Below are 24354 nucleotides of genomic sequence, written 5' to 3' on the forward strand. Positions count from 1 at the left end.
TTACAACATGCGTATATAACTAATAAAAAATCAATTTCAGTTGAGATTTTTGTTTTTTAATGAAACTATTATTTCTAAAGCTATTCACAACCAACTGAAAACTGCGACTGAGACTGTAAACCCATACTTAAACTATAAACTCATTTCGTGTTAAGGATAGAAGCGGCATCCTTTTGCTTTTGGGCAAAAGATATAGCGGATAGCCTGACTTTTTGCTTAGCTAAAGCATTCAAATTTAACGTATTACTCATAGCAAAAAGAAACACCATAAAAATTATAATTATTAATTGTACATTGTTAATTATTAATTATCTTTGCGCCCTATTTCGGGTTAACCTCTGGCGAGAATCGTGAATGTTGTTTCGAATTAACTATTATTAAAATTTAAAGATATGGAATCTTTAGTAAAATTTGTACAAGACGAATTTGTAGCAAAAAAGGATTTTCCAGAGTTTGGAGCTGGAGACACAATTACAGTATACTACGAAATTAGAGAGGGCGAAAAAGTTCGTACTCAGTTTTTTAGAGGTGTAGTAATTCAAAGAAGAGGATCTGGATCATCAGAGACTTTTACAATTAGAAAAATGTCTGGTACTATTGGTGTGGAGCGTATTTTCCCAGTTAATTTACCTGCATTACAAAAAGTTGAAGTTAATAAACGTGGTAAAGTACGTAGAGCTAGAATCTACTACTTTAGAGGTCTTACTGGTAAAAAAGCCAGAATTAAAGAGCGTAGACGTTAATAAAACAGTATTGCGAAAGCAAATTAAAAGCCCTGAAATTTTTTCAGGGCTTTTTTTATTAACTTTTGTTAATAACTCTTGTTGATAAAGTGTTGATATATAAAATGTTAAATATTTTGTATTTTCAAGGTTTGTGTTGTATCTTAGCTAAACAAGAAACAGAAAAACAGTGTAAAACTGGTTTCATCTAAACAATGAATTAAAATTTGGTTTCTTAATAAGGTAACGTTCTTTATAAAATTGTAATTGTTTTTTGAGATTTTAATGCAGCATGTGTAAATGTGCGGAAGCAAAAAAATCATGATATTATAAAAAGTATTGCATATATGAAATTAGGCAATAACTAGTATAATTGAAAGTTTTAAAAAAAATAACATGTCCGAAAGGTGTGTTATTAATATTAAAACAATGCATTAAGAAAACTTGACGTTAAAACGAAGAGAAAGATTAATGGCATCAAGAAAAACAATTATTAGAAGCGTTTTAGTAATAGGTCAATACATTTTGAAAATTACAGAAATGTTTCGTTGAAATAATAGCACATCAATTGAAAAAATTTAGATTAAACTAAATTGATTTGATAGAAGTATCAATTAGATTGGGTTATGTTATTTCAAAAAAAGCCATGTCAAAGTAGATTAGATTCTGCAGGGATATGGCTTTTGTTTTTTTATAACTTCTCTGTTCTTTTATTAATAAATTCTTATTACTTACTTCCTTTTTTATAATTCTTCTAAATATTCATCTAATTACCCTTTTTGATTCAATCCTTTAAGCTTTTTTAAAAGTCATTTTTTGTATATTCGCAGCGCGCAAACGTTATCGTATGCCTATTTATATTTATAGCTAAATACTAACATAAAAAAAACCGATACATTAATGTCTAAAATTATTTATACAAAAACTGATGAGGCTCCTGTACTAGCAACCCGTTCTTTTTTACCAATTGTTAAAGCTTTTGTTAAGTCTTCTGGTATTCAAATTGAAACTAAAGATATCTCTTTAGCAGCAAGAATTTTAGCCGTTTTTCCAGATTTTTTAAATGAAGATCAACGTGTTTCAGACGATTTGGCTATTCTTGGTGAATTGGCAAAAAGCCCAGTTGCTAATATTATTAAATTACCAAACATAAGCGCTTCCATTCCGCAGTTAAAAGCGGCTATAAAAGAATTACAATCTCAAGGTTTTGCCATTCCTAATTATCCGGATGAAGCTAGCAATGATGCTGATAAAGATATTAAATCTCGCTACGACAAAATAAAAGGTAGTGCTGTAAACCCCGTGTTACGTGAAGGAAACTCTGATAGGCGTGCACCAAAAGCAGTGAAGAATTACGCTAAAAAAAATCCACACTCTATGGGTGCTTGGAGTAGCGATTCTAAAACACATGTAGCCACCATGGAGTCGGGTGATTTTTTTCATAACGAAAAATCCCTAACCCTCCCAGAAGCGACAAGTATTAAAATTGTACATACAGACAGTAACGGTACTGATACTGTATTAAAAGATAGTTTCAAATTATTAAAAGGCGAAATAATTGATGCTACGCTATTGAGTAAATCGGCTTTAGTAAGCTTTTTAGAAACTCAAATAGCGGATGCAAAAGCAAGTGGCGTATTGTTTTCATTACATATGAAAGCCACCATGATGAAAGTAAGCGACCCCATTATTTTTGGATATGCTGTAAAAATATTTTTTAAAAATGTATTTGAAAAACATGGTGAAACTTTAGAAAAAATTGGAGTTGATGTAAATAATGGTTTTGGAAATTTACTTGAAAAATTACCAAGTTTACCAGAAGCAAAACGCAACGAAATTCAAGCAGATATTGATGCTGCTTTTAAAAACGGACCAGCAGTAGCTATGGTTAATAGTGATAAAGGCATTACCAATTTACACGTACCAAGTGATGTTATTATTGATGCTTCAATGCCAGCTATGATTCGTACATCTGGACAAATGTATAATGCAGCCGGAAAACTTCAAGACACCAAAGCAGTTATTCCAGATAGCAGTTATGCTGGTATTTATTCGGCTACCATCGATTTTTGTAAAAAACATGGTGCTTTCGATCCAACCTCCATGGGTACCGTACCTAATGTTGGTTTAATGGCTCAAAAAGCTGAGGAATATGGTTCTCATGATAAAACTTTTGAAATTGCTTCAAACGGAACTGTTACTGTAATTGATGCTTCTGGATATACATTATTAACACATAAAGTTGAAGCAGGTGATATTTGGAGAATGTGCCAAACTAAAGACGCTCCAATTCAAGATTGGGTTAAATTAGCGGTTACACGTGCAAAAGCTTCAGAAACTCCTGCTGTTTTCTGGTTAGATGAAAACAGAGCTCATGATGCTGAATTAATTAAAAAGGTAAAAACCTATTTAAAAGACTACGATACTACAGGTTTAGATTTAAGAATATTATCACCTATTGATGCAACACTATTTACATGTGAAAGATTAAAAGATGGCAAAGATACCATTTCGGTTTCAGGAAACGTTTTACGTGATTATTTAACCGATTTATTCCCAATTTTAGAAGTTGGCACCAGTGCTAAAATGCTTTCTATTGTGCCATTAATGAATGGTGGTGGACTGTTTGAAACTGGCGCAGGTGGTTCTGCTCCAAAACACGTTGAACAATTTTTAAGCGAAAATCATTTACGTTGGGATTCTTTAGGTGAATTTTTAGCCTTAGCTGTTTCTTTAGAACATTTAGCATCTGCTAACAACAACCCCAAATCACAAATTTTAGCAGATACTTTAGATGATGCTACAGGCAAATTATTAGATACTGGTAAAACGCCTTCTCGTTTAGTAGGAGAATTGGATAATCGAGGAAGTCATTTTTACTTGGCATTGTATTGGGCACAAGCCTTGGCCTACCAAACTAAAGATGCTGATTTAAAAGCCGAATTTGAACCTATTGCTAAACAATTAAGCGATAATGAAGCTACTATTGTAAGCGAACTTAACCAAATTCAAGGAAAACCCGTAACTATTGATGGGTACTACAAACCAAATGAAACTTTAGTTAATAATGCCATGAGACCAAGCAAAACGCTTAATAGCATTTTAAATTAAAAAAAGATAAATACTATTTCAAAAAGCCCCTTTTAAGAGGCTTTTTTCATATTTTTATAAAAAAAAGCTTTTGATGAAGAACATAATTTTGTGCTCTCTTTTTTTATGCTGTTTTAATGTTATATCTACAACCGCTCAAGAAAAAATCACTTTAAAGGGTGTCGTTTCCGAAGAAAAAAACAATGAAACGCTTATTGGAGTTAGTATTATTTTCCCTGAATTAAATACGGGAACAACCACTAATGAGTATGGATTCTATTCTATTACCATACCAAAAGGCACTTATAAGGTTATAATTAGTTACATTGGTTTTGCTACAAAAAATGAAACTTTGGTACTTTCAAATAGCACTACCAAAAACTTTAGCTTATCAGATTCATTTGAAACTTTAGACGAAGTAGTTATCACAGAAAATGTAGAAAAGCTAAATATTAAAACACCACAAATGAGTGTGGCAAAACTAACATCAAGCACCATTAAAGAAATTCCTGTGGTATTTGGTGAAGCTGATATTATTAAAGCCATTACATTACTTCCTGGGGTTACCAGTGCTGGCGAAGGCGCTTCTGGTTTTAATGTTAGAGGCGGAGCTGCTGATCAAAATCTAATTCTTTTAGATGAAGCAACTATTTACAACTCATCACATTTATTCGGCTTCTTTTCTGTTTTTAATCCAGATGCCATAAAAGATATAAAACTATACAAAGGCGGTATTCCAGCAAGATATGGCGGTAGGGTTTCATCAGTTTTAGATATTTATCAAAAAGATGGAAATAGCAAGGAATTCCACGCCAATGGTGGCATTGGATTGGTATCGAGTAGATTGTTATTAGAAGGTCCTTTAAAAAAAGATGAAGGTTCCTTCCTTCTGGGTGGCAGATCTAGTTATGCGCATTTGTTCTTGCCTCTTTTTGATATTGATAATATAGCCTATTTCTACGATTTAAACACCAAATTAAGCTACAAACTAAATGACAGAAACAACATATATCTCTCGGGATATTTTGGTCGTGATGTGTTCAGACTTAATGAAACCATTGATAATACTTATGGGAATACCGTTTTAAACTTCAGATGGAATCACTTACTTTCAGATAAACTATTTTCAAATGTATCACTTATTTATTCCGATTATTATTACGGTTTAAAATTGGGCTTTGTTGAATTTGATTGGGTTTCTGGTATTAAAAACTTCAACTTAAAATACGATTTTAAGCACTATATTTCAAATAAATTTAAATTGCAATATGGCTTAAACAGTATTTACTATAAGTTTAATCCTGGAGATATTAAACCAACCACTGAAACCTCTGGAATAAATCCGTTCAAACTAACCCAAAAATTTGCTTTCGAAAATGCTATTTATATAGATGCTGAACAAAAGTTATCGGATAAACTAGCCATTTCTTATGGTTTAAGATTTAGTTCTTTTCTTCGGTTAGGTCAAGATGAACTAAATGTTTACGAAAATAATCATGCTGTTGTTTTTAATGACAATTTTAAAATATATGAAAAAGCAGAACCTATTGGTGTTGAAACTTTTAAACGAAGTGACGTAATTGCCGATTTTTTCAACATAGAACCGCGTTTATCATTATCCTATCAAATAAACTCAAACAACTCAATTAAAGCGAGTTATAATAGAATGAGTCAATATTTGCATTTAATATCAAACACCAATTCACCAACACCGCTAGATATTTGGACACCTAGCGGTAAATACATAAAACCACAATTACTCGACCAATTTGCATTGGGATACTTTAAAAATTTTAAAAACAACAGGTATTCCTTAGAATTAGAAAGCTTTTACAAAACCATAAAAAACCGAATTGATTACATTGATGGTGCCGATTTAATTGCCAACAATGCTATTGAACAAATTATTTTAAATGGTGAAGCAAAAGCCTATGGTTTGGAGTTTTTATTAAAGAAAAATGAAGGCAGGTTTAAAGGTTGGTTGGCCTATACCCTATCAAAATCTGAACAACAAACCAAAGGTAGAACCCCAACCGAATTGGGTATTAACAATGGTAATTGGTACAATACTCCTTACGATAAAACGCACGATATTTCACTTACAAGCAGTTACGATTTAAGTAAAAAAATAAAAATCAATGCTAATTTTTTATTTCAAACAGGACAACCAAGCACATTTCCAAACGGGCAGTACACTTATAATGGTGTAACGGTTCCAAATTATAATAATAGAAATTCAGATAGATTAACATCATACCACAGATTGGATGCTTCTATAACTTACAGCCCTAAACCAGAAAAAACCACAGGATTACAATCATTTTGGGTTTTTGGTATATATAATTTATACAACAGGAATAATGCTGCTTCTATAACTTTTGGACAAAATGAAGAAACAAAACTAAACGAAGCTTATAGACTATCTATTTTTGGTATTGTACCATCCGTATCATACAATTTTAAGTTTTAAAAGATGAAAAAAATTATATACATAATATGCTGTCTAATCCTAGTGTCTTGCGAAGATGTTATCGATTTAGAATTAAAAACCGCAGAGCCAAGACTAGTAATAGACGCCTCGTTAATTTGGTACAAGAATACAACTGGAAACAATCAATTTATTAAGCTAACCCTAACAGCTCCTTATTATGATGTACATATTCCTGTTGCTACTGGCGCTACCGTAACTGTAACCGATTCCAATAATAACACTTTTAATTTCATAGAAGAAAACGATACGGGCATTTACAGAAATCAATCTTTTATACCAACAATAAATAGTACATACAACCTGAAAATCATATACATGAATGAAGTGTATACCGCTTCAGAAACACTAATACCAATTGTTGACATCGATAAAGTAGAACAAAAAAATGATGCCGGATTTTCGGGTGAAGAAACAGAAATTAAAGCCTTTTACACCGACCCTGAAAACATTAAAAATTATTATTTTTTCGAATTTTTTAATTCCGATTCAAATACAATAACTCTTGATGTCTATGATGATAAATTTACTGATGGCAACCAAATTTTCGCCTTTTATAGCAATGAAGACATTGAAACAGGCACTAAATTAATTATTCAAAATCATGGTATCTCACAACGCTTTTACGAGTACATAAATATTTTATTGCAACAAAGTAAAGACGAAACTGGCGACCCTTTTGAAACCCAACCCGCAACTTTAAGGGGCAATTGCGTAAATGAAACCAATCCCGACAACTATCCATTGGGCTATTTTAGAGCTTCTGAAGTTTCTATTTTCAATTATGAAGTAGAATAGCTATTGCTTTTAATTGTAAGCTGCACCCAAGCAAATTATTGTTTAAAATTAAATTAAAACTTTAAGATAATTTTAACTCTAAAAAATCCTACAAAAGCTATTTTAGCTAAGCTTACTTTCATCAATCAAAAAAATCGTTCTTTATGAATAAAAAAAGATTAATCTTTATTATTAGCGGAATCGTTGTTTTAATTCTTATTTATTCATTTTTCAATTCTTCTGCAGATGAAGATGTTTTATTAACATCAAAAGTTGTAAAAGGCACGTTCTTAAACGAAGTTATCATTTCTGGTGAAGCCCAATCTACAAGCTCAAAAGAAATTAATGGTCCCATTAATGCGAGACGATTCAATATTTATCAAATAAAAATACAAGATTTAGTTGCAGAAGGCACTGTGGTTAAAAAAGGCGATTATATTGGTAAACTTGATGCTTCTGAAGTGAATGCTAAAATTAACGAAGCCCATTTAAATTTAGAAAAAGCGGAATCGAGATATACCCAACAACAGCTTGATACAACACTTACTTTAAAACAAGAACGCACCGCCATTAAAGATCTTCAATTTAATATTGAAGAAAACCAATTGGAATTAAAACGTTCTATTTACGAACCCCCAGCAACCATCAGACAATTAGAAATTAAAATCGAAAAATTTGAACGGGATTCAAAAGAAAAAAAGGAAGACTATTCTATTAAAAAAAGACAAGCCAATGCTAAAATGATTGAGGTTGGTACCGAAGTTACAAAAATTAAAAAGCAAATTGAAGAATTAACCGCTTTGCAAAAGGAGTTCACCGTATTTTCTGAAGATGACGGTATGGTTACTTATGTAAAAGACTGGAACGGCACCAAAAAAAAGGTAGGTACTACCATATCGCCTTGGGAACCTGCTATGGCGAGTCTGCCAGATTTAACAAAAATGGAATCTAAAACTTATAGTAATGAAGTCGATATTAGAAAATTAAAAAAAGATTTAAAGGTAAAAATTGGTTTTGACGCTTTTCCTGATATTGAAATAGATGGTGTGGTTACAGATGTGGCTAATGTAGGTGAAAACAAAAGAGGATCGGACATTAAACTTTTTCAAGTTTTAATTAAGCTTAATGAGACCAATAAAAATATAAGACCAGGAATGACCACTTCCAACAGGATTTTAACGCATCAAGAAGACAACGTATTAATGGCGCCGCTGGAAGCAATTTTTTCAAAAGACTCTATAAGTTATGCCTATGTAAAATCTGGTTATTCTATTGAAAAAAAGCAAGTAGAATTGGGTTTAGCCAATAATGAAGTGGTTATTATAAAAAAAGGTTTGAATGAAAATGATGTTGTTTACTTAAATGCCCCTGCCGATATGGATGAAAAAAGTATAACGCTATTAAAGTAACACATGATAGACAAAATACTTTTAGAAAAACTTAAATCCAATTTCAATGAGGCATATTGGTTTATTAAAACCAATAAAGTAAGAACCTTTCTAACCGCTTTGGGTATTATTTTTGGAGTGGCATCGGTAATTACCATGCTTGCAATTGGAAATGGTGCCGAAAAAGAAATTCTATCACAACTTGAACTGGTTGGTGTTAATAATATTGTTGTAACCCCTTTACCCGATCTTGAAGATGAAAGTGAAGGAGAAAGTGAAGAGGAAACTTCCAATACTGAATCTAAAAAATTCTCTAAAGGTTTAGATATGTTGGATGCTTTAAGTGTTACTAAAACCATACCGAGTATAAAAGTTGTAAGCCCAGAAATAATTCTTGATACGTACGTGATTAATGACGGAAAACAAAATTCGGTAAAACTTGTTGGTATTTCGGCTACATTCTTTAAAGTTTCAAACATTGATATTGAAAAAGGTAAAATTTTTACAAATTACCAAATGAACAATGCCATGCCTGTGTGCGTTATTGGAAAAAAAGTAGAAAAAAAGTTATTTACTGGTGAAAGTGCTTTGGGAAAACAAATTAAAGTAAGAGATGTTTGGTTGGAAGTAGTTGGTGTGATTGAAGAAAAACTAATTTCGGATAAAGCCCAAGAAGATTTAGGTATCAGGGATTTAAACCAAGATATTTACATCCCGATAAAAACATTTTTGGTTCGCTATAGAGATAGAAAAATTATAACGGATAATTTAGATGTTAATGAAAACAATCAAAATGGTCCTAAAAAGCGAATTGCTAGAGGAAATTATCATCAAATAGATAAACTTACCATTCAAGTTAACAACTCAAACGAGTTAAAAGCAACGGCAGAGGTTTTAAGTAAATTACTAAAGCGAAGACATAACGATGTTTTGGACTTTGAAATTGCCATCCCCATTCAACTGCTTCAACAGCAACAAAAAACAAAGCAAATATTCAATATTGTATTAAGTATTATCGCTGGTATTTCATTACTTATTGGTGGTATTGGTATTATGAATATCATGTTGGCATCGGTACTGGAAAGAACCAAAGAAATTGGCATCATTCGAGCTATTGGAGCGACTGAGGAAGATGTGATTTTACAATTTTTATCAGAATCTGTATTAATTAGTGTTGGCGGTGGTATAATTGGAATTATTGTAGGCATCATTGGAGCATATGTTATTGAAATGGTTTCTGGTATTGAAACCGTGTTATCACTCAACTCCATATTAATCTCATTTTTTATTGCAGTTATTGTTGGGCTCGTTTTTGGCATATTTCCGGCGAAAGCTGCAGCTAATAAAAAACCCATTCAAGCACTTCGATCTGAATAAATAAAATAACCGCAGAAAACTATTAACACAAAGCTAAACAGATGAAAAAAATAGTATTCATATTAATCGTAATTTTACCTTGTTTAGCATTTTCACAATCCAAAAAAATAACCTTAGACGAAGCCATTACTATAGCACAAAAACAATCTCCCGATTATAAAACAACCTTAAATAGAAATCAATCGAGCTATTGGCGTTTTAGAAATTACAAAGCAAATTTTTTACCTCAATTAAGGCTTAACGCCACCTTACCCGAATATAATAAAGCCGTACGTAGAATAACAAACGATGAAGGACAAGATATTTTTGTAAATCAAGATCAATTGCTTTTAGAGGGTGGATTATCATTAGCACAAAACATTCCATATACTGGAGGAACGCTCTCTTTAAATTCAAATTTAGAACGCATTGAATTGTTTGGACTGGATGATAACATTGGATATTCAGTCGTACCATTTTCCGTAAGATATTATCAAAACTCTTTATTTTACAATCCTTTTAAATGGGATAAAAAAATTGAACCTTTAATTTATGAGGAATCACAAAGAGATTTCATAGAAAAAATGGAAGATATCTCTGTGACTACTTGTCAAAGATATTTTCAATTACTTAAAGCCCAAATGCAGTTGGAAATAGCCGAAGTGAATTTATCAAATCAGGATACATTATACCGAATTTCACAAGGACGATTCAAAATTGGGAAAATTGCTGAAAATGAATTGCTGCAAGTTGAATTGACTTTGTTAAACTCTAAAAACACAGTAACAACCAATACCATAGAGTTAAAAAGAACCTCTCAAAATTTAGCCAGATATTTAGAACTAGATACAGAAAATATTGAATTAGATGTTCCAGACAACTTACCCCTTTTTGAAGTAAACATCGATAAAGCTCTAGCAGAAGCGCAATCAAATAGAAAAGCGGTTATAGAATTTAGAAGAAAACGCTTAGAGGCTGAAAAAGAATTGGCGTATCAAAAAGGAAACAATAGATTAAAATTAGGTGTTTCTGCAAATTTCGGAATTTCACAAAATGGTGATGAATTTGATAACCTTTTTAACAATTATAATAAGCAACAAAATGTGACGGTTTCTGTTAGTGTACCCATTTTTGATTGGGGTGTTTCTAAATCGAAACGTAAAATGGCTGAAGCTGATTTAGATTTAACCAACAATAATATAGACCAAGATAAACAAGCCTTTGAACAAGAAATTTATTTGCACGTTCTAAATTGGTCCAGCCAAAGAGACTTTTTGGAAACAGCAGAAAAAGCTAAGGAAATAGCTATAAAACGTTATGACATTTCGCAAAAAAGATATGTTTTAGACAAAATAACTATTACCGATTTAAATATTGCTTTACAAGAAAAAGACAGAGCTGTATTGCAATATTTAAACTCACTTCAGAAATTTTGGGAAGATTATTACACTTTAAGACAGTTAACGCTCTATGATTTTATCAATAATAAAAAATTAGAAGTTGACGACATTCTTTTTGACTAAAATCGCCTAATAATTCATACTTTTGGGGTATGAGTTTTATAAAAACCACCGAACAAGATTCCAACTACAATCATCTGGAACAGATGAATATTTCAGAATTATTAAGTAATATTAATAATGAAGATAAAAATGTACCTATAGCTGTTGAGAAAGCTTTACCACAAATAGAACCTTTAGTGAGCGTTATTGTGCAAAAATTAAAAGGTGGCGGACGCCTATTTTATATGGGAGCTGGCACCAGCGGGCGTTTAGGTATTTTAGATGCTTCGGAATGCCCTCCTACTTTTGGAGTTTCCCACAATTTAGTTATTGGTATTATTGCTGGTGGTGATACTGCTATTAGAAAAGCGGTGGAGTTTGCTGAAGATTCTACCACACAAGGATGGGACGACTTAAAATCGTATCAAATTTCAAGTCAAGATGTAGTGATTGGTATTGCAGCCTCTGGCACTACACCTTATGTGATTTCTGCTTTAGAAGCATGCAATGAAAATAACATTATTACAGGTTGTATTACGTGTAATAAAAACAGTCCGTTATCACAAGCCGCAAAATATCCTATTGAAGTTATTGTAGGTCCAGAATTTGTTACAGGAAGCTCTAGAATGAAAGCGGGTACTGCACAAAAATTGGTGCTTAATATGATAACAACCACCACCATGATTCAGTTGGGGCATATAAAAGGCAACAAAATGGTGGACATGCAATTAAGTAACAATAAACTAGTTGATAGAGGCACTAAAATGATCATGACTGAACTTAACATTTCTGAAGAAGAAGCAAAAAATCTTTTACAAACACATAAAAACGTACGTTCCGCAATTAAAAATTATAATAATGGAAACTAAAAGAACAGATAAAACAACACTTTTTAAAGGTATTAAAACCTTGGTTTTTGCTTTATTAAGCTTATTCATTGGTCCTATTTTAATGACTTTAGCTCTTGGAGATAAAGAAAACTCACTTTACATTCCCTTGTTAATTGTTGCTTGCTTAATATGTGCTGCAGCCGTTTTTTTAATTTTTAAAGGGATACGTACTATTATGGATAGTATGTTTAAAAAAAACTAATTTAAAGTAGGCTGTTTTGGAGTTGTAGGATTGTATCCAAAATCTGAATGCTTAATTGACATATTTAAACCTTCCAAAATATAATTTATAATGGCATAGTGGTGAATGGTATGGCTATTTGCCTGTGAAAACAAAGCACCATAACTGTAAGTCATTTTTACTTTTCCCAAACCTAAATCGTCTGTAACCAAAACGGAATCTGTCATAGCTAAATCAAATGAATTCAAGTTTTCTATAATGGAATCTAAATAGTTTTTGGCGCTACAACATTCAGTTTCTACTGATTGGTTTCTATTTCTTGTTGCTAAATCAATCTCATTATTCACACCTTTATTGAAAATACAATCATAAAAATCTAAAATATGTCTCATATGAGTTCCTATACTTGAATAATAAGGAGCTACGGATGCATTGCTTAATGTAGTATCATTTATATGATTCAATAAAATTTTAGACTTTTCTAATGTGTTTAGTGTTGATTGTAAAATGACATCCATAGGTTTACTAAAGTAATTAAATAATTTCAACTAATACCGTTAGTCCATATTCATTTATAACCTTACAAAAATTGAGCAGATACAAAGCTTATTAAAAAATACTACTTCCTAATTTTTCGACTACCAAACGCAACTCACCATAACTGTACTTATCATCTAATTGATTTTTTAAATCTGATAAATTTTCAAATGTTTTCTTCGGAATTATTTCAATCAATTCATCGTAATATTCTTTAGACATTAAATCTAAAACTTGAACTTCTCCTGAAGGAATAAAACTCGCTAAATGCCCGAATATGGTGTTTTCATTAAGTTCACGTTCATCTGCAATCTCAGAAATGGTTTTTCCAGATTTAAACAATTCCAAAGATGTTTTCTTAGTATCACCTTTCTTTTTTTCGGGCTTAGATTCTTCAAAAATTTCAACATCATCCGATGTCTCAATATCATTTTCATCACAATATGTTTTAATAACCTCTAAAATAGCATCGCCATATTTATCAACCCGTGTTTTTCCCATGCCATTCACTTTTAATAACTCTTTTTTATTAGTTGGCAAGGTTTCGCACATTTCGTATAAAGCTTTCTGTGTGAATACTTGATAATGAATTAGTTCTTTTTCTTGGGCAATCTCATTTCTTAGAATTCTTAGTAATTCAAATAATTCCACATTTGTAGTGCCGTCAATAACTGTTTTTCTTGGTTTTTTAGGTTTTTCTTTGGCATTAAATACGGATTTCACGCGTAATTCTAAAAGACCTTTTGTTGAAAACCCCTCAGTTAAACCATTAAAATATAAAAGCTTCGTATCTAATAAGGCTTCAACGGCATCTAGGTTTTTAGTTAAATCGCTTCCTACGGCCTTATTATCGGTGGTGAAACCAAATGCTTTTAGCGGTGTTACTATATTTTTTTCTGTTTCTGTTTTAAAATATAGAATAGCTTTTTTAAAACGCTCTTTAATAACACCACTTAATTCTGGTAAACCTTCCTTTTCTACAAGTTCTTTTAATTGGGTGTTGAAACCGTTACTCACTTTCAAAAAGTTGGTAACAGCCGTTTTAATAGTCAGTAATGGAGCTTCAATATTACCTTCTAAACTAGTTCTGTTTTTATAAAAAATATCTAAAAGTCGGTTTATGGGATACATAAATTCATAAAAATCAAACACTTCAAAAATTAAATCTAATTGATACATTTTTTGAGATGATACTAAAATAGAGGCATCAGGTTCATTTTCTTCGGCATTTTTATTGAACACCAACACATTATTATCACTGATAATTTGATTGGAATGAATTTTACTTTTAAGCACCAAACCTTCTAAAGATTTGCACCTACTTAGCGCCACATAGGTTTGACCATGAGCAAATGCCCCTTGTGCATCAATAATAGCACGTTCAAAGGTTAAGCCCTGACTTTTATGAATGGTGATAGACCAAGCCAAACGTAAAGGCATTTGTGTAAAAGACCCAATTTTATCTTCTGTGATGGCTTTTGTTTCTTCATTAACCGTATAATTAATGTTTTCCCAAATTTCTGGTGTTGTGTTTATATTGAAATCATCATCAGGACAATGCACCACAACTTCATCTTTCTCTAAATGAATAACCTTTCCAATTTTACCATTAAAATAACGTTTTTCAGGGCCGCTATCGTTTTTAACAAACATAACTTGAGCACCAACTTTGAGTTTTAACGATTCATTATTGGGGTAAGAAAACTCAGGAAATTTACCTTCTATTTTGGCATTATATGTAAACTCTTTTGTTTTAAGTTTATCCAATTCCGCTTTATTGGTGGCTTCAGCTTTATTGTTATGTGTTGTTAATGAAATATAACCGGCATCGGGTTCGGGTGTGAAGTCTGCAATATAACGTTTATTCAATTCTTCAGCAGCTGCTTCACTAAGGGCATTATTTCTAATTTCATTAAGAATTTCAATAAACTTAGGGTTTTCCTGCCTATAAATGTGTTTTAATTCAATGGTTATCGCTTCACACTGTTGAAAAGCAAGACTACTAAAAAAGAACCCATTACTGTAAACATGTTTTAACAAATCCCATTCGTTATCTTTAATAACCGGCGACAGTTGTTGCAAATCGCCAATCATAAGTACTTGCACTCCACCAAAAACCTTATTTCTATTTCTAAAACGGCGCAAGGTTCTATCAATACCATCCAGCAAATCGGCACGTACCATACTTATTTCATCAATCACTAATAAATCCATCGATTTAATAATATTGATTTTGGTTTTACTGAATTTTCGGTTGAAACCACTTGAATTATTCAAATCGGTATCAGGCAAAATAGGACCAAATGGCATTTGAAAAAACGAATGAATGGTAACGCCTTTGGCATTTATAGCCGCCACTCCCGTGGGTGCTACAACTACCAAGCGTTTTAAGCTATCCATTTTCAATCGATGCAAAAACGTGGTTTTACCCGTCCCCGCTTTTCCTGTTAAAAAAATGGAGCGATTGGTGTTATTTACAAATTCCCAAGCTAGTTCAAGCTCCTTGTTAGTTGCCATTAATTACATTTAAAAATAGAATTTGAAGATACTAATTTGAATGATTTATATGGTAGATTTTTCATAAAAAATATAAACCCTACCATGAAAAATGAGCGTACTTTTAATTCCCTTTTGAAAACAAAAAAAATTACTACCTTAGTAACACCTTGTTTATGAAACAATTCCAACACAAAGGTAAAAGAAATGTATTTATGGTATTTAATAAAAATAACAATTTAGATTTTTTATTTCTTACCTATTTTGTGATTTTTTTTACAGTTATTACTTCCGCTCAAAATGCTTCTATTAATAATTCTAATAGTACTGGTAGCATACCTAAACAATTTTCTTTTAAAACATTAACTATCAATGATGGTTTGTCTCAAAACAGTGTTATTAGTATTGCTCAAGACAGCATTGGCTATTTATGGCTAGCCACACAAGATGGATTGAACAAATACGATGGCAGACATTTTATTCATTATGATAAACAGTTTGAAGATATTACTCGAAGTACTTTTAGCAAACTTGGAAAAGTATATATCGATAAACAAAACCGTCTTTGGATTATTACACACTCGGGGAAACTTGAACTCTATCAAAAAAAAACTGACAACTTTAAGCATATAAATTTGCCCCATGCCGCTAGTTCCATTTTTCAAGACAAAAAATTAAATACGTATATAGGCTTATATGATAATGGTTTATTAAAAATTGATGCCCGAACTAAAGATACTATACAAGTTTTTAAACCTGAAGATAGATTTGTAACTGTATACGATTATATTGAAATTGAAAATAACTTAATGGTTGCTGCTACTAATAACGTCTTTAAAATATATAGCAATAATTCATATGAAAAATTAAAAACAAACGAACCGTCCAACACTAATTTTAGCGTTCTAGAGAAAACGACGAACGGTATAGTCTGGCTAGGAACCTATGGCAAAGGCTTGTTTTTTTCACTTCCAAATAGTAAAGAATTCAAAAAATATTATAATACAAATCTCCCTGAAAATTTAAACATTGAAGATTTATTGGTAGATAAAAAGGGTAGACTTTGGATTGCCACCTACGGAAATGGCGTGTATTTAATAGACAATAAAACCAATAAAGTAACCAATTTTAAAGCCAATAAAAACAACCCATTTGCCATTCATTATAATGATATGTTATCGCTATATGAAGATGTAACTGGGGTAATATGGTTTGGTTCTGATGGTACCGGTGCTAGTTATTATGATGAACATTTAATAAAATTCAATATTTTAACCAATAACCAAGTTCCTAAAAGTGTTAATGTAGATATGGTAAGAAGCATAACTACAGATGCTAATGAAAACCTTTGGATTGGTACCTCTGGCAAAGGATTAACTTATTTTGATGTAAGAACTGAAACGTATAAAACCTTTACAACCGATAATTCCAAAATCTCTAGCAATAGAATTATTAGTCTTAACTCTAGCAACAACGAATTATGGATTGGCCATCAAGCACATGGACTCAATACTATGGATGCTTCAGGGAATTTCAAATCCTATCCAGAGTTAGAAAACTTTACAATCTGGCAGATTATAAATGAGTCTCCAACCCAAAAATGGTTATGCACAGAACTCCATGGTATTATATTATTCGACAAAAACAAAGGCATTATAAAAGAATACAACAGGGATAATTCTGCTCTAACTTCTAATAATATAAAAACCTTAGTAAAATCAGATAATGGTATTATTTGGATAGGAACAGATAATAACGGTGTTTTTAAATTGAATAAAGCCACTAATAAAATCACCAAACTTAAAGGTATAAACCAGAAAATTAAATCACTTTACACGTATAATAATTTCTTGTGGATTGGTACAAATGGCGCTGGATTGAAAGAATACGATATTACTAAAAACACCACTAAAACCTATACACAAAAAGACGGACTTCCAAACGATGTGGTTTATGGCATTTTACCTGATAATAAAGGAAAACTTTGGTTAAGTACCAATAACGGATTGAGTTGTTTTAATGCTTCGGAACATGCTAAAAATTTTGAGAATTTTAGTGTTTTTGATGGTCTTCAGAGTAGTGAATTTAATACAGGCGCTTATTTTAAAGATAAGAAAGGTAATTTGTTTTTTGGAGGTTTAGAAGGCATTAATTGGTTTCATCCAGAAAACCTTACTTACAATACCATAAAACCAAAAACCATTATCTCTAAATTTGAAGTCTTCTCGAAAGTACGTCCATTAATTAAAAATTCGAAATTACAAGATGATGAAAACACCGTAACATTTACTTTTTCAAGTCTTCACTTTTCTCAACCAGCACGTAATTTATTTAAGTATCAACTCATAAACCATGATGCTGATTGGATTGAGTCTGGAAATAACAACATAGCACATTATACAAATTTAGCACCCAATACCTATACTTTTAAAGTGATTTCATGTAGCTACGATCGTGTTTGGAATGAAACACCTGCGACCTATACTTTTACGATTAAACAACCTTGGTACTTAAGTACACTTGCCATTTGTATTTATATATTTTTGTTTGCACTTCTCTCTTATGCCATATATTTTTATTTAAAATGGCGTTGGCACATGAAAATGCAATTGAAATTGGAGCATGAAGAAACCAAACGCTTAAAGAAACTTAATGAATTCAAAACGCGACTATACACAAATCTATCTCACGAATTTCGAACGCCCCTCACATTAATTTCAGGGCCTATTGAAAACCAGCTAACTAACCCTAAACTTTCAAATAAAGATAAAAAAGAGTTAACACTTGTTCAACGCAATTCGCAACGCCTTTTAAATCTTGTTGATCAATTACTGGATTTATCAAAACTTGAAACAGGAAATTTAAATTTATCAGTTTCTAAAGGAAATTTAACCGTATTACTTAAGCAACTTATTGCTGCTTTTCAATTTAAAACTAAAGAAAAAAATATTGTATTTACACATCAAATGAAGCCAATTAATGATGCCTGGTTTGATAAAGATGTTATTGAAAAAATTATAATCAATTTATTATCCAATGCGGTAAAATATACACCAAATCATGGAAAGATTCATTTTGAAGCTACTGTACAAAATGGTCAAATTATTATTTCGGTAATTAATAATGGAAATATAATACCAGAAGAAGAACTAAATAAATTATTCACTCGGTATTATCAAAATAACAAAACTGCTGATGGTGTAGGGATTGGTTTATCACTCGTTAAAGAATTAGTGATATTATCTCATGGAAACATCATAGCGCATACCATGAATGATGATGAAATTCAATTTACCGTAACACTACCCATTGAACGTTCGTTTTATAATGCATCTGAAATTATGGAACTTCAAACAACAGAGAGTTCTGTTATCCAAAATAGTCCAAATACCATAGAACCAATTTCAAAAACAAAAAATAATAAAAATAAACCATTGCTACTTATTGTTGAAGATGATGAAGATATTAGGCAATTTATAAGCTCCATTTTTGAAAATGAATATACGATAAAAGAAGCTGTGGATGGCGAACAAGGCTTTGCAAATGCTTTAAAATACATACCAGACATCATTATTAGCGATATTATGATGCCTAAAATTAGTGGTATTGAACTTTGCAATACCCTAAAATTAGACGAACGTACAAGCCACATACCTATTATTTTACTCACAGCCAAAAGTGGCGATCAAAATGAAATTGTCGGTTTAAAAACGGGAGCCGATGATTATATTACAAAACCATTTAATAATAATAAACTTAAAATACGTGTTGAAAAATTAATTGAATTACGTCAACAACTACAACAACGCTATAGCAATTCTTTTAATCTGAGCGATATTAAAACCACTTCAGTAGACCAACAATTTCTAAAAAAATTAAAAGAAGTTCTAAATAAAAACATCACGAATACCGATTTTAATTCAGAGCTTTTAAGCAAAAATATGCTAATGAGTAGAATGCAACTACACAGAAAATTAAAAGCATTAACAGGACTATCTACTACGCAACTCATACGTAATGAACGCTTAAAAATTGCCATTTCATTATTGAAACAATCAGATCTTACCATTTCAGAAATTGCTTATCAAATTGGCTTCAACACTCCATCTTATTTTATCAAAAATTTTAAAGATGTTTACCATTGCACACCTTCAGAATATTTATTAAAATACTAAAAATGAATGTTTTAAACTTAATGTTACATAAGTGCAACACTTTGTTACATATTTGATATGCTTTTTTAAGCTTTCATTTTAGTTTTACAACAAGCAAAATAAACGTTTTATAATAAAACATCATTTCGCTTTAAATAAATCATTATAACTCCAAGTGAATGCAACCAAATAATGATATAAAAAAAGCACCAAATAATGAACAACACGTTTATTTAAATATCGATCATTTAAAAGATGGTAATTATGTATTCAACATCATGCTAAACAATAAAGTTATAAAGTCTTTCAAACTAAAGAAATAAAGATGCTATTAATCAGTGAGGAAAAAGGGAAATAATGAAAGTAACATGGAGTTATTTCTCTTTTTAATTTAAACACAATAATAGTAGGTCTAGTAAAAGCTAAATACTCATAAATGTATGGCTAACTATTGAAGCTTACAATTCAAAAAACTCCCAAATACTAATTGATATTTAGACTAGAATTAATCCAATATTAAATTAATCAATTAAAATTCAAAAAAATGAAAACAAAAATTACTTTAGCATTAGCAATGCTAGCTTGCTTGTTAACAAGTGCAAACAATATTACTGTGAGTAATATTTCTTTAGAAAATTTAAATTCGCCTCAAAATTGGGTTCAGGTTGAATTCGATTTAAGCTGGGAAAACTCATGGCGACTAAGTGCAGGTCCTTCCAATTGGGATGCTGCATGGATATTTATAAAGTATCGAGTTAATAGTGGCAATTGGGCGCATGCGCAACTAAACCAAAACGATTTTGTTGCAGCATCGGGCAGCACCATTGACATTACTACCGATGGTGTTGGTGCATTTGTTTACAGAGATACTGATGGAAGTGGCGATTTGAATCTACAAAACATGCGTTTACGCTGGGACTATGGTTCCATTGGTACCAACGATATTATAGACGTACAAGTATTTGCTTTAGAAATGGTATATGTACCGCAAGGTGAGTTTTCGGTTGGTGGAACAACTGGTTCTGAAGCAGGTAAATTTTATTCAGGCTTCACCAATTTATCTTACAAAATAACTTCAGAAAATGCTATTACCGTAGCTGCTGGCATTGGTAATCTTTACTACAGTACTGCTGTTGCCGGTTCAAGACCTGGTGACCAATTAGGCCCTATACCTGCAACATTCCCAAAAGGTTTTAATGCTTATTATTGTATGAAATATGAAATGACTCAAGGCCAATATGTTGGTTTTTTTAATACACTTACAGCTACTCAAAAAACAGCAAACGATATTACTGGTCCAAATGGCAAAAATCAAGATACAGAACTTAATAGAAATACTGTTTCTTGGGTAGATGGCAGTGCTTCAGCAACTACAACATCGCCAGATTTACCTCTTAATTATGTAAATAACAACACGCTATACGCCTATTTAGATTGGGCTGGACTAAGACCTATTACAGAACTTGAATATGAAAAAGCTTGTAGAGGTCCCATTGCTCCAAAAGCAGATGAATTTGCATGGGGCAGCGCAAATATTGCTGCTACTGCTTATACCTATATCAATCAATTGCAACCAAATGAATTAGTGTCAAATCCAGAAGTTAGTACCGGAAATGCTATTTATGGCTTAACCAACGGCACGCCTTCAGGCCCTAAAAGAGTGGGTATTTTAGCAGCTAGTGCTAACAATAAAACTAGAGAAGAAACTGGTGGCAGTTATTATGGAATAATGGAATTAAGTGGGAATTTATATGAACGTTTAATTACTGTTGGTAATCCAGAAGGTCGCGCATTTACAGCCACCCATGGTAACGGAATAATATCAGCTGCAGGTCTTGCGAATGTTAGTTCTTGGCCAACAACCAATACGGGCATTGGATACCGCGGTGGCTCTTTTTTCAATGGCTCAGACTATATAAGAGTTTCAGATAGGTATGATGCCGCTAGTGTCCTTGAGGGTTCTAATAATAGGTTGGGCTTTCGTGGTGTACGTTCAAGCAACTAAAATCTGCACACTATGAATCCTAAAATTCGATTAATTTTTTTATTACTCATTTGTAATTATGCCAACGCACAGTATGTTGGTGGTAAAGATGACGGAAGTGCTGTATCCCCTTTAAATGGCAGCAGGCTATCAGGAGAAATAGCATCCTTTGCTGTACTGTACCAAGGAAGCTCTGGTGATGGATTTGATTCTAAAACTAACCAAGTATTACTTTTAGGTTCAAATTTTGAAATCTATGATGGAAGTTCTGGCGATGGATTTTCACAAAAAATTGCAGCTTTAACTATTTCAGGAAACAAAATTGATAATTTATATGGTGGCAATTCTGGTGATGGGTTCTCTGAAGATCAATTTCAATCCCTTCTTAACGGACAAGCGTTAAGTATGATTTACCAAGGCAATTTTGGTGATGGATCTGATAATGTAACAGCAAATTCACTATTCCTTCAAGGATTCATGAATAATTTGTTTCAAGGAGGAAATGGAGATGGATTTGCGAGTTTGCTAAGTTCAAATAATTACTTATCAGGGCTTATGCTCGCCCTTTTTAATGGTGGTACCGGTGATGGATTTGCCACCAACACCTTGACATCTGCATTAACGCTAGATATAATAGATCATTTGATAGAAATGGATGTCTTACTTTATCCCAATCCAGCAAGCCATATTGTTAATATCAAGCCAAATAACCAAACTAATATTACTTCTATAGAATTATATAATGTGTCTGGACAAAAAATGCCTATCAACTTATCTTATGGTAATACTATTGACGTAAGCAACTTATCAGACGGCATGTATCTTTTGAATATTTTCTCTGAAACAGGAGCAATAACTAAGAAATTGATTATTAAAAAATAGTTTAAATTAAAATATTATGAAAGCACTACTATCCACAATTATCGCATTCTTAATCTTCTTAAACCTTAACGCTCAAGTAGGGATAAACAACAACAGCCCAGAACAGACACTTGACGTAAACGGCAAATTAAAAATTACGGATGATGCCAATACTCCCACCGCCGGTACCATCCGTTACACCACCTTCTCTGATGACTTCGAGGGTTACAACGGAACGGAATGGAAATCCCTGACCGAACAAAAAAGTAGCGGCACGCCTAGTAACCCGGTGCCTTACTTTGGGCGCTCCAACCCCGTAACTGTTGGCAATGGCATAGGTGACCCCGGCCTGGTAACCCTTCAATCTTGGGAGAATAATGCTTCATTCAACAGCGTCCCCGCCGGTAAGTTTTTCCTAGTTACCCGTATTCAGGCGCAAGATAATAACCTTACCACCACGTTTGAACGGATTGACTGCCTCTTATACGCCGCCCAAGGCACCTCTCTAAGGAGCAGTACGCAGGTTCGCATGGTAGGTTCTAACCGCGAATTGGTCACCTTAACGGGAGATCAATCGAACCCACTCATGATTCTGCGACCAGGGGATCGGATCACTATTTTCAATAACAATCTGGCCTCAGAAACGACCATCAATGTCCTTATCCATGGCTTTCTAGTAAATGAATTGGACTTTTAAACCAAGAGCCATGAAAAGTATAATTCAATTTTTAATCTTTACGGTGTGCCAATTTTCAATTGGGCAGCAAGGGCTTTATATTTCTTCGGAAGGATTCCTACAAAACGACAATGCGGTCATTAGCGTGGTAAATGGTGATTTTGTAAACTCAAGTAAAACGGCGTTAAATGGCGGTACACTTCAAATGATAGGTTTGGATGGAAACTCCCATCGCATCGAACTAAACAATGAAAACACCTTTGATTATTTGGAACTTTATGGCAGCTCTTCTTTTGAACTTGATGGTCAATTAATGGTAAACAGAGAAGTTTTCATGAATGATACCTCTAGTTTTATAATGAACACTGGTAGTTCTATCATCATTGGCTCAACAGCAGAAATTGTTGGCGAATCCAACACCAACACCATCACGGGGGCAGATGACACTTATATTAAAACCACAAGAAACCATACGGCTGGCATCAACAATGATTTTGGCCTTATAGGTGTAGTAACTTATAAAGGAAGTACCTCCATGGGAAGTACCGAAGTATTTAGACGCTATGGCACTTTTGACATTAGTGGAAACCCTACGGTTAAACGATATTATGAAATTAATCCCACTATTAATTCAGGTTTAGATATAGAGGCGCATTTCTATCTTTCAGACATTGATTTAAATGGAATACAACGTTCAAATCTTGCAGCCTATAGAAGTACTGACAATGGTCTGACGTTTACCAAAGAAGGCGGCACTACAGAAACCTTCTATCATTCCGTATCCAATATTGAGGCCTTTTCAATCTGGACTTTTGCCGATGCCTCCACTTTAAATATCGACGAATATGATGCTAACCCTATTTCAATATTCCCAAATCCAGCATCTCATAGCATCACCATGTATACAAATAAAAATCAGGCAATAACTTCCGTAGAGCTCTATGATGTTACAGGCAAGAACATGATTATGAAACCACTATCAAATAAAAACACATTAAATGTGTCCCATTTGTCAAATGGCATCTATCTTTTAAAAATATTATCAGAAACTACAAGTATTACAAAAAAATTAGTCGTTAAAAAATAATAGTATCAAAATAGAAAATTAAAGCTTATTATAAAGATTCTGATTTTATTTTGTAACAATAAAAAGGTTATATGGCAAGTTTTTAAGTGGTTTAAAAAGCGCGCTATCCGCTATATCTTTTTATGCTGGAGTTTTATCGTAATGGTATTAAGTAAGGTAAGGCAT

The 24354-nt window shown here is 32.5% G+C and carries 17 protein-coding genes; 15 read left to right on the forward strand and 2 right to left on the reverse strand.

From position 1 onward, the window contains the following. Positions 1 to 392 precede the first annotated feature (392 nt). The 9 genes from rplS (at position 393) to EV196_RS06650 (ending at position 12415) form a co-directional block, all read left to right on the forward strand. Positions 393 to 743 (forward strand): 50S ribosomal protein L19, encoded by a 351-nt coding sequence (gene rplS, locus EV196_RS06610; RefSeq protein ID WP_132216449.1) that lies wholly within the window; start codon positions 393 to 395, stop codon positions 741 to 743. A gap of 879 nt (positions 744 to 1622) precedes the next feature. Next, positions 1623 to 3833: an NADP-dependent isocitrate dehydrogenase gene (locus EV196_RS06615; protein ID WP_132216450.1), complete on the forward strand. Its 2211-nt coding sequence runs from the start codon at positions 1623 to 1625 to the stop codon at positions 3831 to 3833. A 73-nt stretch (positions 3834 to 3906) separates the two neighbouring features. Beyond that, positions 3907 to 6282 carry a TonB-dependent receptor gene (locus tag EV196_RS06620; protein ID WP_132216453.1) on the forward strand — a complete coding sequence of 792 codons (2376 nt, stop codon included), beginning with the start codon at positions 3907 to 3909 and terminating at the stop codon, positions 6280 to 6282. Between the two features lie 3 nt (positions 6283 to 6285). Beyond that, positions 6286 to 7098 carry a DUF4249 domain-containing protein gene (locus EV196_RS06625; protein ID WP_132216456.1) on the forward strand — a complete coding sequence of 271 codons (813 nt, stop codon included), beginning with the start codon at positions 6286 to 6288 and terminating at the stop codon, positions 7096 to 7098. Between the two features lie 143 nt (positions 7099 to 7241). Next, complete coding sequence (locus EV196_RS06630) at positions 7242 to 8486, forward strand: efflux RND transporter periplasmic adaptor subunit (protein WP_132216459.1); 1245 nt, start codon at positions 7242 to 7244, stop codon at positions 8484 to 8486. Positions 8487 to 8489: 3 nt separating this feature from the next. Next, positions 8490 to 9842, forward strand: coding sequence for an ABC transporter permease (locus EV196_RS06635; RefSeq protein WP_132216462.1), 1353 nt, complete (start codon positions 8490 to 8492; stop codon positions 9840 to 9842). 41 nt (positions 9843 to 9883) lie between these two features. Continuing rightward, positions 9884 to 11344, forward strand: coding sequence for a TolC family protein (locus EV196_RS06640; RefSeq protein WP_132216465.1), 1461 nt, complete (start codon positions 9884 to 9886; stop codon positions 11342 to 11344). Between the two features lie 29 nt (positions 11345 to 11373). Beyond that, a complete protein-coding gene (gene murQ, locus EV196_RS06645; protein WP_132216467.1) occupies positions 11374 to 12192 on the forward strand; it encodes an N-acetylmuramic acid 6-phosphate etherase in 819 nt (272 codons plus the stop codon). Next, positions 12182 to 12415 carry a DUF6095 family protein gene (locus EV196_RS06650; protein WP_243652190.1) on the forward strand — a complete coding sequence of 78 codons (234 nt, stop codon included), beginning with the start codon at positions 12182 to 12184 and terminating at the stop codon, positions 12413 to 12415. Before murQ ends, EV196_RS06650 begins: the two co-directional genes overlap by 11 nt. Here EV196_RS06650 and EV196_RS06655 read toward each other — a convergent pair. Together EV196_RS06655 and EV196_RS06660 are read right to left on the reverse strand one after the other, a co-directional pair. After that, complete coding sequence (locus tag EV196_RS06655; protein ID WP_132216470.1) at positions 12412 to 12912, reverse strand: hypothetical protein; 501 nt, start codon at positions 12910 to 12912, stop codon at positions 12412 to 12414. The genes EV196_RS06650 and EV196_RS06655 overlap by 4 nt on opposite strands. 91 nt (positions 12913 to 13003) lie before the next feature. Beyond that, positions 13004 to 15448 (reverse strand): helix-turn-helix domain-containing protein, encoded by a 2445-nt coding sequence (locus EV196_RS06660; RefSeq protein WP_132216473.1) that lies wholly within the window; start codon positions 15446 to 15448, stop codon positions 13004 to 13006. A gap of 155 nt (positions 15449 to 15603) precedes the next feature. Between EV196_RS06660 and EV196_RS06665 the strand changes: the two genes are divergently transcribed. The 6 genes from EV196_RS06665 (at position 15604) to EV196_RS06685 (ending at position 24189) form a co-directional block, all read left to right on the forward strand. Further along, positions 15604 to 19602: a hybrid sensor histidine kinase/response regulator transcription factor gene (locus EV196_RS06665; protein ID WP_132216476.1), complete on the forward strand. Its 3999-nt coding sequence runs from the start codon at positions 15604 to 15606 to the stop codon at positions 19600 to 19602. Positions 19603 to 19760: 158 nt separating this feature from the next. Continuing rightward, positions 19761 to 19904: a hypothetical protein gene (locus tag EV196_RS19860; RefSeq protein WP_165876114.1), complete on the forward strand. Its 144-nt coding sequence runs from the start codon at positions 19761 to 19763 to the stop codon at positions 19902 to 19904. Between the two features lie 221 nt (positions 19905 to 20125). Next, positions 20126 to 21586 carry an SUMF1/EgtB/PvdO family nonheme iron enzyme gene (locus tag EV196_RS06670; protein ID WP_132216479.1) on the forward strand — a complete coding sequence of 487 codons (1461 nt, stop codon included), beginning with the start codon at positions 20126 to 20128 and terminating at the stop codon, positions 21584 to 21586. A gap of 12 nt (positions 21587 to 21598) precedes the next feature. Beyond that, on the forward strand, positions 21599 to 22447 hold the full coding sequence (locus EV196_RS06675) for a T9SS type A sorting domain-containing protein (RefSeq protein ID WP_132216482.1): 849 nt from the start codon (positions 21599 to 21601) through the stop codon (positions 22445 to 22447). A gap of 16 nt (positions 22448 to 22463) precedes the next feature. Then, a complete protein-coding gene (locus tag EV196_RS06680) occupies positions 22464 to 23123 on the forward strand; it encodes a hypothetical protein (RefSeq protein WP_132216485.1) in 660 nt (219 codons plus the stop codon). A gap of 10 nt (positions 23124 to 23133) precedes the next feature. After that, positions 23134 to 24189, forward strand: a complete 1056-nt coding sequence (locus EV196_RS06685; RefSeq protein WP_165876115.1) for a T9SS type A sorting domain-containing protein — start codon at positions 23134 to 23136, stop codon at positions 24187 to 24189. Positions 24190 to 24354: the final 165 nt, after the last annotated feature.

Source organism: Mariniflexile fucanivorans, from assembly GCF_004341235.1.
Taxonomy (GTDB): Bacteria; Bacteroidota; Bacteroidia; order Flavobacteriales; family Flavobacteriaceae; genus Mariniflexile; species Mariniflexile fucanivorans.